Source organism: Sporosarcina aquimarina, assembly GCF_019748715.1.
Classification (GTDB): domain Bacteria; phylum Bacillota; class Bacilli; order Bacillales_A; family Planococcaceae; genus Sporosarcina; species Sporosarcina newyorkensis.
Genome location: NZ_JACLBZ010000033.1, coordinates 21,695 through 38,926, shown reverse-complemented (window position 1 = coordinate 38,926; position 17,232 = coordinate 21,695). Strand labels below are relative to the sequence as shown.

The window sequence follows — 17,232 nt, the reverse complement described above, 5'->3', positions numbered from 1 at the left end:
ATCATGTTCCATAATGGCTCTTGCCATGTGATGTTCGTTAGCGATCGATTTTCAAATCTATTAATAGTTCTTATATAAAAAATGCTAATCATGTTATTACATTTAAATTCTCAACTGTTTATCATTACAATTTTGAAATTATGAAAATAAAAGGATAGAGAGAGCAGAAATCCATCCTGCCCCTCTATCCCTTTTCACTTATATTTAGTAATCGAAAACCGGAGAATTTACAAGCCGCTAATGATTTCCTGTCATTCATGTATTTCTGCAAGTGCTTTGCCAATCTATTCGTCTGTAGGCAATGATACTGCCTATATAGTCTAGAACCACCTTACATCATCGGCTAAGGTGTGATTCTCGAAAACATTTGAACACTATCTTCTCACCTGAAAGGATACGATTGTTCCTTGATTTGGAGTGCTTTTGATTTGAAGCCCTGTGCCGAACTGTCTTGTTAGACGTTGGTTTGTATTAATTAAACCTATACTTGTCTGACTGCCTTTCTTTCTTTCTAATAAGCTGTGCAACTGGGCTCCATCCATTCCAATGCCGTCATCTTTAATTGAAATCTCAACGTAATCCTCATAGAGTGTGCAATAAATTGTGATTGTTCCCCCACTGATACGCTTCATAACTCCGTGTCTGACTGCATTTTCAACTAAGGGTTGGATTGACAGGAAGGGTATTTTAAGATCCTTACATCCATCCATCTCCCACACAACATTCAATCGATCTCCGAAACGTACCTGTTCGATATTCAGATATGATCGTACAATATTTAATTCCTCTTGTATGGGTATCAATTCATCTATGTGTTGGAATTGGTATTTACTTCTTAAGAATTCGCTTAGTTCCATTAGCAACTCTTTCATCTTATTCAAGTCAATTTCACTCAGTGCGATAACGGAATTTAATGTGTTGAATAAAAAGTGAGGTTGGATTTGAGATTGTAACCATGCAGCCTCTAATTGCAATTGTTCGCGTGCGACTTCTTTTATCTCCGCAAGCGCCCGGACTCTGGCTCGTAATTCCAACATTTCAACAGGTTTCGTTACATAGTCGTTCGCGCCCGCCAAAAACCCTGCTTGTATATCCTTCAAGTCGCTCCTTGCTGTAAGCAGTAAGATTGGAAGTTCTGTGAGTGAAAACCTTTTACGAATCATATTGGTTAACTCATAGCCGGACATCCGCGGCATCATAACATCCGTAATAACTAAGTTGTATTCCTTTTTGTTTAATTGATCAAGAGCTTCTTTGCCGCTTGTCGCAGTTGTGACATCATATTGGTCAACTGACAAAATCGATTGAAGTACCTGTAGGTTGATGGGATCATCGTCCACGATCAATATAGGCAACCGCCCTGCCCTACCCTCCACTAACGCCATTTGATATGTTGCGGCTGAGATTTCAGCATCCGTCAAATCAAACGAGGTCTCCTTCAAATAATTAGAGGGCATTTCGTACAATACGGCGTGCTGGGCTTCCATTGATGAAGCGTTTTCGGTTTTGCTGTATTGATCCAATGGGTCCAACTCCAGCGAAAACGTAAAAGTTGATCCTTTTCCTGGCGTTGAGGATACTTCTAACTGTCCACCATGAAGCTCAACCAACTGTTTACTTATATTTAAACCTAGTCCGATTCCCCCTTCCGTCATTGCTGCGTCGACCGCTTGCTCATAGGGACGGAACAAGTGTCGTAGAAAATCCTCATCTATCCCCATTCCGGTGTCAGATATCATAATAAGCGCCCTTTCACCCTTTACTTTCGATCGAATGTAGATTTCGCCCTCATCTGTGTATTTGATCGCATTATGAAGTAAGTTGTAGATGATTTGAATGACCCGGTTTTCGTCTGCAATGACCGAAGGAAAATCTTCTGAGATTTCATTGATTATGTGAATCGGCTTAACTTCAACGAGAAATTGCAGCATATCCATCACTCCACTTACGATTGGCTGAATCGCTATCGATTTTGTATGGAGGCGTGGATGGCCTTCTCTAAGGCTGGCTAAATCAAGTAAATCATTTAATAATAATGACATTCGCCGACCGACTGTTAAAATTGTTTCAAGCTCATGGACACTTTTAGTCTTTAATAAATTCCTTTCTCTCATTAATACAGATTGAGACATATTAATGATCCCATGAAGAGGATTTTTAAACTCATGAGAGGTGTTCGTCAAAAATTGATCCTTATGCTCATTCACTTTTTGTAATTGAACTGCGAGCTTCGCCGTTTCTGCATGCATTGTAAAATAATCCTTAAACCAAATTGATGTAAAACAACCAATTGACAAAATCAAGTCGAATGGATAATGAACAACACTTACGCCGGTTTCTCTCCAAAAGATCATCCAAGCAAAATGGTGGGCAACTATTAGTAAGGAAAGTAACAATAAAACATTCCCTGTGAAATTTCTATATATTTTCTTGAAAATAGTTATCAGGGAGACAGCAACAGCAAATCCCGCCAACAGATAATAAACTGGAAACAACATTATAATTTGACTCGAAGATAAAAACAGCGTAACCATGGCTGTTCCCATAGCAATAACCGAGTACACTGGGTTCATCAGTCGCCAGTATGGAAGACTGCGATGATCCATGCACTGAACCAACGCAAGACCAGCGACCGGAATGAGGATATTCGCCAGACTGAAATCCCACTCATATCCAACGTCAAATAATAAGTGAAATAATTTTTCATCATTGCTTATTAAGTTCATTAACGTTATGCAAAATAAGAGCAAAGAAAAATAGAGTAGTTTTTTCTCTCGATTTCCCAAGAAATATAGCACAAGGGCATAGATAGAATGTAGAAAGAATATGACTGAAGCCAACACTTGCAAGGATAAGGACAAATTTCTTTCTTTAGATATTGCTGCTTCGGAACCAAATTTAACTGACCGGATAATGCCGCTGCGACGAACATCTTTGAAATTCGCTGCTTGAATGACAATGTCGATCACACCGTTTTCATCTGCAGTAAAGGTTGATAAATATGGCAAATTTTTTGCTATGTATTCGTCTTTTGTTTTTCCGACTTGTCCCGATCCAGCCAAAAGCCGTCCATTGACGAAGACTTGCGAAGAGCTGCGAACGCTAGGCACATATATACTATAATTAAGCACCTCACTTTTATTCACATAGAGAAGCAAGCGGTAGGAGCCATATCCATATGGAGTCGATTTCCCATCTTGAAAATCCTCATTCCACCTACCAGGGACTTGAACAAGTTTCTTCGGTCCATCACTTGCATTCGTCATCCGCTCCGGATCCTTCATCAATTGTGATGGATAAAACTCCCACTCTCCGTCAAGAAGCAAAACTTCGCCCTCTTGTGCATGCCAATCACGTAAATCCAATTGACCATTTTTTATTTGTGTATCTGAGAGGTTGCGAAATGTATCCATCCATAGAATACGAGAACCTGATAAAACAAGCAGTAAACCGATCATCATTATCACATGTCTTTTTTTCATTTATGTATTCACGGAAATCCTCCGCTCCCCCTCCTTTTTTGACGTTTGCTCATATTAGGACAACTCGGATAATACACCACAGTATCATATTATGTAAATAGAGGAATCCCTATACAAATCTAGACCACGACGTAGTAGGGGTGTGTTTCTCACACAAAAACTTATTTTAGAGGACATTAATATATTTTGAAATCTTCTATGATTATCTACGTCTGTAGGTTGCTCACCTATCAGCAAAGATTCATAAATAAATATAGAAAGGAAGAAACCAAATGAATAAAAGATTTATCACCATATTCGGTGCATTGTTGCTTGCATGTAGCTTGCCATTATCCGGCAACGCAGCAAGCAAACAATTATTTGAAGACGTACCGCCAACAAAGCACTTTGCAGAAGCAGTCAATGATCTGGCGGAACGCAATATAATCGGAGGCTATCCGGATGGCACATTCAAGCCGGGGAATTCTATTACGAGAGGACAGGCGGCCGCAATCATTGCGAAGATGATCAAATTGGATACGAAAAATGTCAAAAATCCTGAATTTAAGGATGTTTCAACGGTGAATGGCTATTACAAGGCGATTGCCGCAATGGCGCAAGAAGGTATTATTGGTGGTTATCCGGACGGGCGTTACGGACCGAATGATCCGATCAAGCGAGGACAGATGGCTTCAATTTTGGTCAAGGCGTTTGACTTGCCACGTCAGTCCGGAGAGAATCCTTTCAAAGATATCGGTTGGAATGGCAATTCGTCGCATTACAAGAATATTCTAATCATCTACCACCTCGGCATTACGACGGGAACGGCTTCCAATATATTTAGTCCAAATCTCTCCATCACGAGAGGACAAGCAGCCAAAATGATGAAAGCGACGGAAGAGGCGAAACCGACGAATATGGTGACGCTCGGAGCGGATGATTTTGGCTGGAATCGTTTCTTTACGACAGAAACAGAAGTGAACCCAGGGCTATTCGATATAATTTACGTAGAAGGGAAGAAAGGTTACCGAGACGATAAAATTCAATTGATTCCGAAAAAAGAAGGTTCAGGCACATTCATCGTATCGGACAAGCATTTCTTTGAAGCAGAGAATTACAAAAAATATTATGTACATGTAAAAAAAGAGAATGGCGAGTTGAAATTGACGATGAAGGAGACGAACGATTTTCTGCCGACCGCAGTAAAGCTTGAAATTCCCGAAAAGCAAGATGTCCAAATTATTTCACTTTCGACGATGGACGGAAAGAAGCTGACTGATGATGTAACGTTTAAATCGTGTGATTATGTAAATATCTGCTTTGATATCGACAAGCCCGGCCAGTATATTGCCACTGTGCATTTCGCTGACGGCAAAGAAACACGTTACGGAATTGAAGCGAAATTGAAGAAAACACATTTTTATTATGAAGTGAATTCGTTAAGAGAAAAACTTTCTGCAAGGTATGAGCAAGGGACGGCATATGATATAGGGAAGCACAATATTGTTACGAAAGGCTATGAGCAAATTGTAGAAATCAAAAGAGATACCAGCACTAACTTGTTCACTGCACATCTGATTGGTAAGAAGGAAGGTACGATTGTGGTTGAATATGAGAAGCCTATACGTACAGAGTTTTACCATCAATCAGGCTTTCAGGTAGATGTTAAGAGAATCGGTTCTATATGGAATGTTTCGATTTGGTCGGATGGGTACATTACGGATATGTAGTGGAGTAAAGAGTCGGTTGGCAAGTCCAACAGATATTAAATTAAAGAGAATCCTCATCAAAGGAATGGACGGTTAACTTTTTTGGTACAAATGATAGCTACCGGCCAAATACAATATTAACAGCTTTATTCCCACAAACATTATATGGTTTATATTTATTTGTAATGGACCTCTGAACTACTTTACGTGATCATTCGATTCAATTTTTTTTTTAACAATACAACCCCCTACTTTTTCGTAGCACGTAATAAAATCGACTGCCTAAAAGGAAGTCGATTTTATTATGACGGTTCTACCTACATATACGTTTCACTGAGGGTTTCATTTGTCTAATAAGCATCTTCCGAAATTTTTACATAAAGACTTCTAGTTATTTATCGGCCCTTTAGTAACCTCAGTTAATTTCGAATTAACAGCAAATATTTTTGCGTTGATGTCCGTAACTCCAAAGCCAGTTAATCGTTTGGAATGCATATCTAAATACTTTTCAGCAGTTTCTCTTGTTTCAAACATGTAAATTCCACCGGCTTCTTTCATCTCCGGATTCTCCGTCCAGATTTTCCACATGACCCCGTCTTCTTCATTGATGCTTTTGGCTAAATCGGTAAGGGCCTCCGCCATTTCATCCCCGAATGGGCCATTCATTTTAAAATCCACTTGTAAAACGTATGCCATAATTACTCTCCTTTGTTTATTTAGTAGTTGTAAAATAGGATTCCCCTAGAATTTCCTTTGCTTGATATTGATCAGGCGAAAGTTCTTTTTCAATAAAAGAGTGAACGTCTGGTCGTTCAACATCGTACATCGCTTCAATTTCTTTAGAAAGCAGAAGTTTTTCCTTCCCAAGCAAACTAGAAAGAGGTGACTGTTTTTTAGGTTCCAGTTCTTCCGTATTTAGTACTTGTTTCAATCCGTTAACATAGGATTCAAACGGACGACCACCTACAATTTTTACACCTTTATTTTCCTCATTGACCATGATAATTGTAGGAAAACCTCTGGCACCCAGGCTTCTAGTCAGACCAAAATCTTCGTTTAATAACTTTTGTCCGATTGGTTGTTCAGCTTCATTAACAATAGCTTCCCCATCTAGACCAAGTTTATTTACAATTTCAATCAACACGGAAATATCTGAAATATTTTGGTTGAATAAGAAAAGGGCTTCTCTCGTACGTCGCAAATATTCATATGCTAACTTATCATCATGGTATTTTTGGATCATCTTGAATACACGAGAAGGCGGGTAAGAGGACTGGACTGGATTATCAATCATTAAAGTACCGTCAATTGGCATCCTTGAGTGTTCTCCAACTTCTCTCCAGTGCCCTGCAACATCGGCAGGCTTATATATACCGTTTGCAGGATCGATCGGCCCGTCATGCCATCTCTCCAGCAAACCGCCCATAACCGTGTGAAAGTTAAAATAATCCCCGTATTGCTCTACAAAACGACGAAGCTCAGGTTCAATGGCCCAACAATGAGAACAAATGGGGTCCGTGACGTAATAGAAATTAACCGATTTTTTTACTTGATTGAAATCAGTCACTTCTATTTCTTCTTCCCCAGTCACTCCACATACACCTGTTTCTAAATCACAAATCATATTATTTTTCAATTCGTTTTCCTCCCTTTTGAATAATTGAGAAAAGGCAACAAAATCTTTGACCTTGCGTGAACCATTCATTGTATTTACTTTCTAATCTTTTTCTATGCAGCCAACCAAGTTAGAACTTCATTTAACATTATTTAAACCGTTTCTTCATGAAATAGTGCTAGCTTAAAGGGGATCATTTCCTCAAAAGCCAGTGAAAAGATTTAGTTCCGGTTGAGTGCTTACTGTTGCAACTTTTGATACAGTTAGAATTAACCGCAAGTTGCTAGCTGCTATCACCCCAAGAGTATAACCATGAATTACAATTTTGACGTTCCTATTGTTCCGTTCAACATATAACTAATTGATAGTATCCGTAATCGCTCTGTTATATTTATTCTGCATCTACCGTGCTCCAAAGTGACAATGCCAATTGCATTCATCCCCCCTAATATGGTTTATTTGAATATCTTATATTTCTTTATTCTTCAAGGGCACGATATAATATTTTTCTTACATTTAAATTCTAAGCCCTAATGATCTAAATCAACACCAATAATTCATTGGATTTGTCGTTTATACAACACATTTAATAAATTGTCTAAAAAGTAGGAGGGATAACAATGACCGGATCGAAGACGGATCCACGAGTTCTACGCACACGCAAATTAATCATGGATTCCTTCATTGAACTTTCAAGTGAGAAGGAATTTAAGGATATTACCGTTAAGGATATTACAGCCGAGGCTATGATTAACCGTGCCACGTTCTATTATCATTTTGAAGATATATATGACTTATTGGATAAGGCATTATCGGAAGTATTGTTAATTAACCTCGATTGTAATCACTACCAAAACATTGAACTAAATGAAGAAATGCTAGTTAATATTTTCAAGGCGGTCACAAATTTTCAAATGTCATTATCCAATCGGTGCCATCGCGGATACGAAGATACCATTGCCCGTATTATTAGAGAACAACTTGAAATCATTTTTTATAAAGTATTGTTAAAACAAGGTCTAACCGGAGATATGCAGGCCCTAAAGATTACTGCTGTCATGTTAAGCTGGGGGCTTTATGGGGCTTCTGTAGAATGGAGAAGAAATAGTGTGGGGGTAAAGCCGGAAGAGTTTATTAAACCCGCCATTCCTTATATAATTTCTAGAATTGATGTTGGATCTACTAACGAAACAAAAGAATGAACACAATTTGAAATTAATCGCAAAGGCAATAATAGCTGTTATTGCAATGATTATCGTTTACACTAATATCGCCTGAACCCTATGTATTCAATTTGCAAAATAAAATATGCGCGATATCAAGTCATCAAGCAGTTGATACTTTCAGCCTTCATTAACCCTTGTGACGTTGACCGCATAATTTAAAGAAGAGATGGAATATTACAAAAAAAGTTGCCGATTTATATTCGTTTGGATATGATTGTCTAAAGAGAAGGGGGAACATTCAATGACTACGGATAATGAAAATTTATTTGATAAGGAAAAAAGTATTGATCCGAAAAGGAAAGTAGAAAGAAAAGACGGGGAACCCACTTCAGCTTTCAAAGGAGCTTCTTTAGCAGCACTACTAATAGGAGTATCAGCTTACCTCTTAGGTTTGTATAATGCTGTTATGGAACTGAACGAAAAAGGATATTATTTTGCAATTTTAATATTTGGACTCTATTCATCTGTATCTTTACAGAAAGCAGTAAGAGATAAAGAAGAAGGTATACCAGTTACGAATATTTATTATGGTATTAGCTGGTTTGCACTTATTATAGCTATTTTATTAATGGCCATCGGTTTATACAATGCAGGAAGTATTGTTTTAAGCGAAAAAGGGTTTTATGGTATGGCTTTTGTTCTTAGTATATTTGCTGCGATAACAGTTCAGAAGAACGTTAGAGATTCACAGAAAGCAAGAGAAATAGACTGAGTCACTTACCGTTAATTTGATGATTTCGACTGATTAAACAATACTATTTCACCCTCATTCTAAATCTAGAATGGGGGTATGCTTGTTAAAAAGGCACTAATCACCCATATAATTTAGACACTATTCCACTAACCATTAATACCCGATTCACTTTCATTTCCCCTCCCCCACCCAATATACTTTCTCGAAAAATCACAATGGAAAAACAGTGGTATTTCATTCATGGTTCCTACATAATAAGAACTAATGTATCTTTTTATTGAAAGATGTGCCGTTATGACACCTGTCATCTTATTATGTGAATGACAAGGATCAAAGCTACAGTATAACTTCCAAGACATTATGAAAAGCCTTGTTTAGTAAGGATCGAAGGCTATATTTACGTTAGACTTTTCAAACGGAATAGAAGAGAATAAAAAGATGCTTGCTAATAATGAGTCACGAATTATTTCCTTAGGCGGGCAATGGATATGTATAAGAAGAACACCCGAACGTTTGATTATGAATTTATTCGGGTCTTTAAAAAGGTGGCGTTCAGTCTGACTTTACAACAATTAAAGTATGCAGTGGAGGTAGCAAGTAAGGGATCTATGAATGAGGCAGCAAAAAGTTTATTCATCTCCCAACCGAGTTTATCGAATGCAATTAAGGAATTAGAGAAAGAAATAAAAATCACCATATTCATTAGAACGAATAGAGGGGTTACGATTTCTAATGAAGGAGCCAAGTTTCTTGGTTATGCTAGGCAGGTATTACAGCAGTATAGCATGCTTGAAGAAAAATATATGGGCGAGAAACCAGCCAAGCAACATTTTTGTATTTCAACACAGCATTATACTTTTTCAGCGAATGCTTTTGTGGAACTTGTAAAGGAGTTTGGGGCTTCTGAATATGAGTTTACACTTCGTGAAACGAAGACATATGAAATAATTGAAGATGTAAAGAATTTACGAAGTGAGTTAGGGATTATCTATTTAAGTAATTACAATGAATCCGTAATATTAAAATTGTTAAGAGAAAGAAATATAACTTTTTCTGAACTATTTACTACAAAACCCCATGTATTTATTAGTGAAAATCATCCATTATCCGACAAAGAATCTATTGATTTGGATGAATTAGATGATTATCCATGCCTTTCTTTTGAACAAGGAGAACATAATTCATTTTACTTTTCGGAAGAAATTTTAAGTACACGAAGTGTAAAGAAAAGCATCAAAGTAAGCGACAGAGCAGCTATCGTTAATTTCATGATCGGTCTTAATGGTTATACCATTTCTTCTGGAGTTTTCCCTAAATTTCTTCATGGTAATGAAATTATTGCAGTTCCTCTTAATGTAGATGAGGTCATACGGGTTGGAACAATAAAGCATAGAGATGTCACACTAACGAAGCTTGGTGAAATATATTTGGATGCATTACAAAAGATTGCGCAGGATTTATAACTGAAAGTGAAGTTAACTCTCAGCTTGGTATAGTTATTATCTATATCAAGCTATATATTTTTGGTATTATATTATATCGAAACTTTTCATTATACTATATTCAATTAAAGAAATAAGTTGAATAATGGAAAGTAGAGTGAATTAAGATATGGGAGTTCAAGCATTATCTTCATTTGTTATTTACGTTCTAATAAATGCCTTCACGCCAGGACCTGGTAATATCCTAGCATTAAATACGATGACTAACTATGGATGGAAAAGGGGAAAACCTTTATTCATCGGCATCTTTATCGGTTATCTTTTTGTACAAACAATATGCGCAGTATTTATCTTTGGATTAGAGAACTTAATAAACCCGATAATGTTTGTCCTTAAATATGCAGGTGCTATTTATATTTTATGGCTAGCATACCAAATTTCCATTAGTAAGCCTGACAATAAAACTGCTGGGAAAAAACCTTCATTTTTGACTGGTTTTGTTTTGCAAATTTTTAATGTGAAAATATTCTTATTTGGTATAACTTCTCTAACAGGATATGTTGTTCCATATTACTCGTCATTTGGGTGGCTTTTATTTTTTGTTTTAATCATTGCTACAATAGGTACAATTGCTACCTTGACTTGGATACTTTTTGGAGCATTATTCCAAAAGACATATTTCAAATACTTCCGAGTAATAAATATTATATTGGCGTTATTACTATTGCAATGTGCAGTTGGACTTTTATTGCAGTGAAGTACAGGAAAACATCTAGCTAGCATACCTCCGCCAATCTTTACATATTTATTATACAGCTCCTATCAACCAAACACTCCGAGCTATTAAATGTATTTCAAATTATAGTACAAAGTGTGTTCAGTCTATATCGACAAAGAGATGTGTTCACCGAAGTTTTATTTAAATAAAATGGCAGTGTCCCATCGCAGAGCATTGTATGTAAAACTTTGGATGAGAAGGAGGAATGTCTTGCAAACATACAATTACGTATTCCCGCAAATACCTTCCCAGCAAATGATTTCAATTATTAAAGAGGGACTAAAGAAAACACAAAACCCTAAGAAAATCATTTTGATCGGTGCAGGGATGGCTGGTTTGGTTGCAGCTTCTTTACTTAAAGAAGCTGGACATCGTGTCACAATCCTTGAAGCTTCTGATCGGGTTGGCGGACGTATCTACACAATACAATCAGATTTTACAGATGAATTGTATTTTGAAGCAGGTGCCATGAGAATTCCCAACACCCACCTCCTGACATTAGAATATATAAAAAAGTTTAATCTCCCGCTTAATCCATTTATCAACAGCACTCCTGATGATATCCTATTTGTAAAAAACATTAAAAGCCGATTAAAGGTTTACGAACAATATCCTGCAATTTTCGGCTTTCCAGTTGCGCCACATGAAAGAGGGAAAACGGCTGTCGAATTAATCCAATTCGCAATAAAACCGGTCATTGATTTAATAAATCAAAACCCACAGTTGTATTGGCCGTGGATCATCCAGGAATTCGATAAATATTCAATGGATGCGTACTTAAGGCATAATCCATTTGGAACTAGATTGACTTCAGGCGCAATCGAAATGATAAAAGTAACTCTTTCATTAGAAGGATTCCCAGAACTCTCTTTTCTTGAACTACTGCGTGAATTCATGGTTCTGTTTACCCCGAATATTAAATTTTTCGAGATTACCGGTGGAAATGATCAACTTCCAAAAGCATTCGTTCCACAATTAAAAGACGACATCATGTTCGGATTAAAAGTAACCAAAATCACTCAATCCAACAATCAAGTTACAATTGATGCTACTCATACAAAAATCTCAAGGCCATTTCAAATAACCGGTGACCTGGCCATCGTGACCATTCCTTTTTCGGTTCTACAATTTGTTGAGATTGAACCAAGGAACTCTTTTTCAGAAAACAAATGGAAAGCCATACGCGAACTGCATTACGTAGGCTCAACAAAAAGCGGGATTCAATTCAAAAATAGGTTTTGGGAAAAAGAAGGGATATTTGGAGGTCAAACGGTTACGGATCTCCCCATTGCTTACACGCAATATCCGAGCACAAGACTTGGCACTTCTGGATCTGGCATCATATTAGCCAGCTATACCTGGGGGGATGATGCTCTCGTTTGGGATAGTTTGAACTCCCAAGATCGTTTGGAATATACACTGAAAAATTTAGCTGCAATTCATGGTGAACGGGTCTATCATGAGTTTGTAACAGGTGCAAGTTTTAGTTGGACACGAAATCCGTATTCTGGCGGTGCCTTTACGATGTTTAAACCCGAACAAATAAAAGAGTTATCTCCCTATATCTCATCTCCGGAAGGAAGGGTCCACTTTGCCGGTGAACATGCCTCTACTCAACATGGTTGGATACAAGGGGCAATTGAATCGGGAATACGGGTAGCTAAGGAAGTCAATGAATTGACGACATTGTAGAAAGCCCAGATAAATCAGTATCCTCGTGACTGAGTGTTGATACACTCGGTCTCTTAATCTATTATTATTTCACTGCAGATATGGAAAATGTAAAGCCAACACTCTGAATTATTATCTGACTTGTGTCTACTTTCTCTTCCGTATTAATCCAAATTAGAAAACCTCACCAATCTATGCGATAATAAAAGAACAAATGTTTCCATTATATTTTTAAAGAGATGCCGTTATGGAGCCTGTCATCTTATTATGTCAGATTTTTAATTCTGTACTTTAAATTTTCTTGGTTTTATTGAATTCTGCATCGTTTTAGAGTGTATTCTCTTTCACAAATTCTGCAATATGAGAAACTAAGTACTTTGCATCTTGGCTAACCCCACAGATCAACGCTGATCCGCGTTGATGTTGCCAAGGTAATCCTATGAAATATAGACCTCTTATCGGACTTATACCTCTTTTATGGACAGGTTTTCTATTTTCTGAGATAGCACCATCTATTTGAATCCAATCATAAAATGGAATAAACCCGGTTGACCATATGATATTTTCGAAGTTTTGGACACTATGATCTTCAAACGAGACTTCATTGCCTTCCACTTTGACTACCCTAGGCTTGACGCAGGCTCGTCCTTCTTTCATCAAAGCCTTTAATTCACTTCCAAAGATAGGGTCATGTTGTTTGCTGAACCACTTTCCTCTTTTGGTATTGATACCAGCATGCAATAACCCTATTAGATCCAGCCAATAAAATATACTTTTCCCTAAAAAGTGAAGAGGTAAAAATTTAAATGGACGGCTTACAGCCAAAGTTACAGGATTCTCATGGGCTAACTCAACCGCAATTTGTGCTCCCGAATTACCACCACCAACAACCAGTACTGAGCCTTTCAATAGTTGCTTAGGCGAACGATAAAGAGAAGAATGAATTTGGAATGGTCCTCCCGTCTTATTAACTGCAACTTGCGGAACAAAAGGTTTCTGGAATGCACCTGAGGCAATTACAACTTGTTTAGCTTCTAAAATTCCTCGACTCGTTTCTATATAAAACACTCCACGCTCTTTTTTTATAGTTGTAACTTTCGTATTAAGATGCACTGGCAAATCGTAACGACTGACGTATTGCTCTAGGTAATCTGCAATTTCGTCTTTTGTTGGAAATCCTTCCGGTGGGCCGTCCATTTGCATTTCTGGTAAGGAGCTATATTTTCTTGTAGTAAATAAAACTAATGAATCGTACCTTTGTCTCCATGTGTCTCCAATTCTTTCTTTAGAATCTATCAATAAGAAGGAAAGCCCTTCTTGCTTCAAATAATAACCCATAGCAATCCCCGCTTGTCCTGCCCCAACTATAATTACATCATAACGCTCCATTTATTCCACCCCTAATTTTATTTTCCAAGCCCCTTTCATTCAAACGATCATTTGAACTAAGTTTATTATATATTATTTTAGCAATCAATTAGTTATGATTATTTCTTTAAATATTAATTTCAGCTTCTAGCCAAATATTAGATGACCTGACTCATTTATGCGATAATACAACTATAAGAACTAACGTTTCATCTCATACGTGAAAGAGGTGTTTCTATGAAACCAGTCATTTTAGCCGAAAAACCATCCCAGGCAAAAGCCTATGCAGAAGCCTTTAATGTAAAAAATCGACAAAAAACACATATCGAACTAGCGCAAAGTCAGCTTTTTCCGCAAGGCGCAATCATCACATGGGGCATCGGGCACCTCGTCGAATTAAAAGAACCAAAAGCGTACGACAATCGCTGGAATCGCTGGACGCTTGGGAGTTTGCCGATACTACCGGAACGTTATGAATTTCAAATTGCGAAGGGAAAGTATGAACAATTTCAAGCGGTGAAGAGATTGATGCGCGCGACCGACGTCGTCATTAATGCTTGTGATGTGGACCGTGAAGGATCCAACATCTTTTATTCCATTTACAACATGACTGGCGCACGCAATCAAACGATTAAGCGACTTTGGATCAATTCCTTGGAAGTAGATGAAGTACGAAAAGGTTTTGCGAACTTGCGGGACAATCGGCAAGATTTGCTGCTCTATGAAGAGGCTAAAGCACGACAGATCAGTGACTGGCTTGTCGGTATGAACGGTTCTCGGTTGTACACACTTTTATTAAAGGCAAAAGGTATTCAAGAAGTCTTTCCGATCGGCCGCGTTCAGTCCCCGACGGTATACTTAATCTATCAGCGACAACAGGAAATCGAAACGTTTGTATCAGAACCCTTCTTTGAAGTGGAAGCACTTTTCACGTCTGAACATGGCAAGTATAAAGGCAAGGCAAAGGTAAAAGAACCAATGCGCGAAATTGTGCAAGAACTGTTAGCGAAACATCAAATTCAGCTAGATACTCCTGGTGTTGTCACGTCTGTTATAAATACAGACAAACGGATGCCGCCGCCACAGCTTCATTCATTGTCTACTTTGCAGGCGACGGCTAATCGACGTTGGAAGACAAGCCCTGCCAATGTACTGAAAACGATGCAGACACTGTATGAAAAGAAACTTGTCTCCTATCCGCGTACCGATACACGGCATATTACACCGAATGAATTTGCCTATTTGCGCGACCAAGTCAATGCATATCAACAGCTCATTCACCATCCATTCACGGCGTCTCTGACACCTAAAAAACGCTATGTGGACAGCTCAAAGGTTCAGGAACATTACGCCATCATCCCGACAAAAAAGATTCCTACTGAAGCGGCTCTTGCTAAATTATCGGGAATTGAGCGTAATCTCTATGAAGAAGTGGTTCGCACGACGCTCGCTATGTTTCATATGGATTATTTGTATACCGAAACGAAAGTAACGACGAATGTTAACGGATTGCCATTTTTCACAGTCGGGAAAACAGAACGTGACCTTGGCTGGAAGGCACTTTTCGGCACCTCAAAGGAAGAGAAAAAGGAAGAGAAAGCTTTACCGCCGCTTCAACTTAACGAACCGGTTACCAGTGAGATTGCTATTAAGGAAGGCAAAACACAGCCACCAAAACCTTACACAGAGGGCCAGTTAATTGCCATGATGAAAACATGCGGAAAATTAATTGAGGATAAAGAGGAAACGGAAATTTTGAAGGAAGTAGAAGGACTCGGTACGGAAGCGACCCGAAGTAACATCATCGAAACGATCAAGAAACATGGCTATATCAGCGTTTCGAAGAACGTAGTATCGATAACCGATAAAGGACGCGTACTCTGCCAAGCAATTGAAGGAAACTTACTTGCCAGTCCTTCCATGACAGCGAAATGGGAAAGTTATTTGCGTAAAATTGGGACGGGTGAAGGATCGGCACAACATTTCTTAGATACAATCGCCAAGTTCATTCAAAAGCTGTTGAATGAAGTCCCGGAACAACTGGAAGACCAAACGGTCACGGTGACACTGCCGGCTTGCACTAAAAAATCGAGATCTTCTTACACGCCGCAAGAGATCGCCCCTTGTCCAACATGCAAACAAGGAACGATCGTAGCTCGCAAAAGCTTCTATGGCTGCAGTAATTATAAAAATGGTTGTAAGCAAACATTCCCCGGTTTATTTCTCAAGAAAAAACTGACCCCAAGTCAAGTGAAACTGCTATGTACGAAAGGGAAAACCAATGTGATCAAAGGTTTTACCGCTCAAAATGGTAGCACATTTAATGCAGCGCTCGCATTAATAGATGGGAAGTTGAGTTTGGATTTTAACATAAGGCAGGAAAAATAACAGATTCATCCCCCACTTATATAAGTGGGGGATATCAATTGAATTCAGATAGAATGAAATGACTTACACATAGTATATTTCTTGGATGTAATTCTTTTACTCCAGCGGTTTTTGACCAACAAATTGAATAACATGGGATAGTCCATTGTGAAGCTCTCCTTCGTGGCGCGAAACCTCTCCCATGAAAAAGTGAACAATGTGCCATTCCTCGAAGAGTTCCAAAAATTCTTCGGGTTTATATAAAAAATTGATATCTTGTGGTCCGCCACTTTTATAAGGGAGCTGATATTTTGAATAAACCTCCGTCAGAAAATAACCGCCTGGCTTTATGGCTTCTTTTACACTTTGAAGAGTTTTTTGCCTAAGCTCTGTCGGAAAATGACCAAAAACGCACACGATTTCATCCCATTTGTCTTTCTCCCAGCTTGCTTCGTTTAAATCAACCAGCTCTGTCGAGATCTTGACATCCCGTTCTTCTGCAAGTTTCCTGGTTTTTATAAGACCCGATTCGGCATAATCCCATGTAGTGACGTTCATTCCCTGCTCTGCTAAGTAAACAGCATTGCGCCCTTCTCCTTCTGCTATGGTCAGTGCATCACCTGAAACTTCTATTTTCTTTTGAAATTCCTTCAAAAAAACATTTGGTTCCTTGCCGTAAACGTAATTCTCGGATTGAAAACGTGTATTCCAATGGTTCATTATTCGCTCTCTCCTTCCATATTTTCACTCAAGTACTCATTTGAAAAGTAGTAATCCCAACGTACCATAGAAAAAGGGTCTTTTCATGTATAATGCAAGCAGACATTCATTAGAATATCCTTGAAAAAACACTTGAGTTGGAACAAACGGTTCTGCTATATACGTATAATGATCCGTAAAA

Annotated in this window: 12 protein-coding genes; 7 read left to right on the top strand and 5 right to left on the bottom strand. The window is 38.2% G+C overall.

Features of this window, described 5'->3' with window-relative positions; all coding sequences use genetic code 11:
* Positions 1–374: 374 nt before the first annotated feature.
* A complete protein-coding gene (locus H7J92_RS14685; protein WP_246603031.1) occupies positions 375–3,461 on the bottom strand; it encodes a hybrid sensor histidine kinase/response regulator in 3,087 nt (1,028 codons plus the stop codon).
* 293 nt (positions 3,462–3,754) lie between these two features.
* On the opposite strand from H7J92_RS14685, the gene H7J92_RS14680 reads away from it, so the two are divergent.
* Positions 3,755–5,191, top strand: a complete 1,437-nt coding sequence (locus H7J92_RS14680) for an S-layer homology domain-containing protein (protein WP_221837643.1) — start codon at positions 3,755–3,757, stop codon at positions 5,189–5,191.
* Positions 5,192–5,557: 366 nt separating this feature from the next.
* On the opposite strand, the gene H7J92_RS14675 is transcribed toward H7J92_RS14680, so the two are convergent.
* Positions 5,558–5,866 (bottom strand): monooxygenase, encoded by a 309-nt coding sequence (locus H7J92_RS14675; protein ID WP_221837640.1) that lies wholly within the window; start codon positions 5,864–5,866, stop codon positions 5,558–5,560.
* Positions 5,867–5,882: 16 nt separating this feature from the next.
* Positions 5,883–6,806: a DsbA family protein gene (locus H7J92_RS14670; RefSeq protein WP_245799490.1), complete on the bottom strand. Its 924-nt coding sequence runs from the start codon at positions 6,804–6,806 to the stop codon at positions 5,883–5,885.
* 599 nt (positions 6,807–7,405) lie between these two features.
* Here H7J92_RS14670 and H7J92_RS14665 point away from each other — a divergent pair.
* The 5 genes from H7J92_RS14665 (at position 7,406) to H7J92_RS14645 (ending at position 12,617) form a co-directional block, all read left to right on the top strand.
* On the top strand, positions 7,406–7,987 hold the full coding sequence (locus H7J92_RS14665) for a TetR/AcrR family transcriptional regulator (RefSeq protein WP_078817659.1): 582 nt from the start codon (positions 7,406–7,408) through the stop codon (positions 7,985–7,987).
* Between the two features lie 265 nt (positions 7,988–8,252).
* Complete coding sequence (gene yiaA, locus H7J92_RS14660) at positions 8,253–8,723, top strand: inner membrane protein YiaA (protein WP_078817660.1); 471 nt, start codon at positions 8,253–8,255, stop codon at positions 8,721–8,723.
* Between the two features lie 539 nt (positions 8,724–9,262).
* Complete coding sequence (locus tag H7J92_RS14655) at positions 9,263–10,168, top strand: LysR family transcriptional regulator (RefSeq protein WP_078817702.1); 906 nt, start codon at positions 9,263–9,265, stop codon at positions 10,166–10,168.
* A 148-nt stretch (positions 10,169–10,316) separates the two neighbouring features.
* The gene (locus H7J92_RS14650) at positions 10,317–10,904 is read left to right on the top strand and encodes a LysE family transporter (protein WP_078817661.1); all 588 of its coding nucleotides are present in this window, start codon (positions 10,317–10,319) and stop codon (positions 10,902–10,904) included.
* A 276-nt stretch (positions 10,905–11,180) separates the two neighbouring features.
* Entirely contained in the window at positions 11,181–12,617 is a 1,437-nt protein-coding gene (locus H7J92_RS14645; RefSeq protein ID WP_245799493.1) for a flavin monoamine oxidase family protein, read from the top strand.
* A gap of 306 nt (positions 12,618–12,923) precedes the next feature.
* Here H7J92_RS14645 and H7J92_RS14640 read toward each other — a convergent pair whose 3' ends face one another.
* On the bottom strand, positions 12,924–13,985 hold the full coding sequence (locus tag H7J92_RS14640) for a flavin-containing monooxygenase (RefSeq protein WP_078817662.1): 1,062 nt from the start codon (positions 13,983–13,985) through the stop codon (positions 12,924–12,926).
* Between the two features lie 216 nt (positions 13,986–14,201).
* Between H7J92_RS14640 and H7J92_RS14635 the strand changes: the two genes are divergently transcribed.
* Entirely contained in the window at positions 14,202–16,352 is a 2,151-nt protein-coding gene (locus tag H7J92_RS14635) for a type IA DNA topoisomerase (protein WP_078817663.1), read from the top strand.
* Positions 16,353–16,448: 96 nt separating this feature from the next.
* Here the strand turns inward: H7J92_RS14635 and H7J92_RS14630 are convergent, their stop codons facing one another.
* Entirely contained in the window at positions 16,449–17,051 is a 603-nt protein-coding gene (locus H7J92_RS14630) for a class I SAM-dependent methyltransferase (protein ID WP_078817664.1), read from the bottom strand.
* Positions 17,052–17,232: the final 181 nt, after the last annotated feature.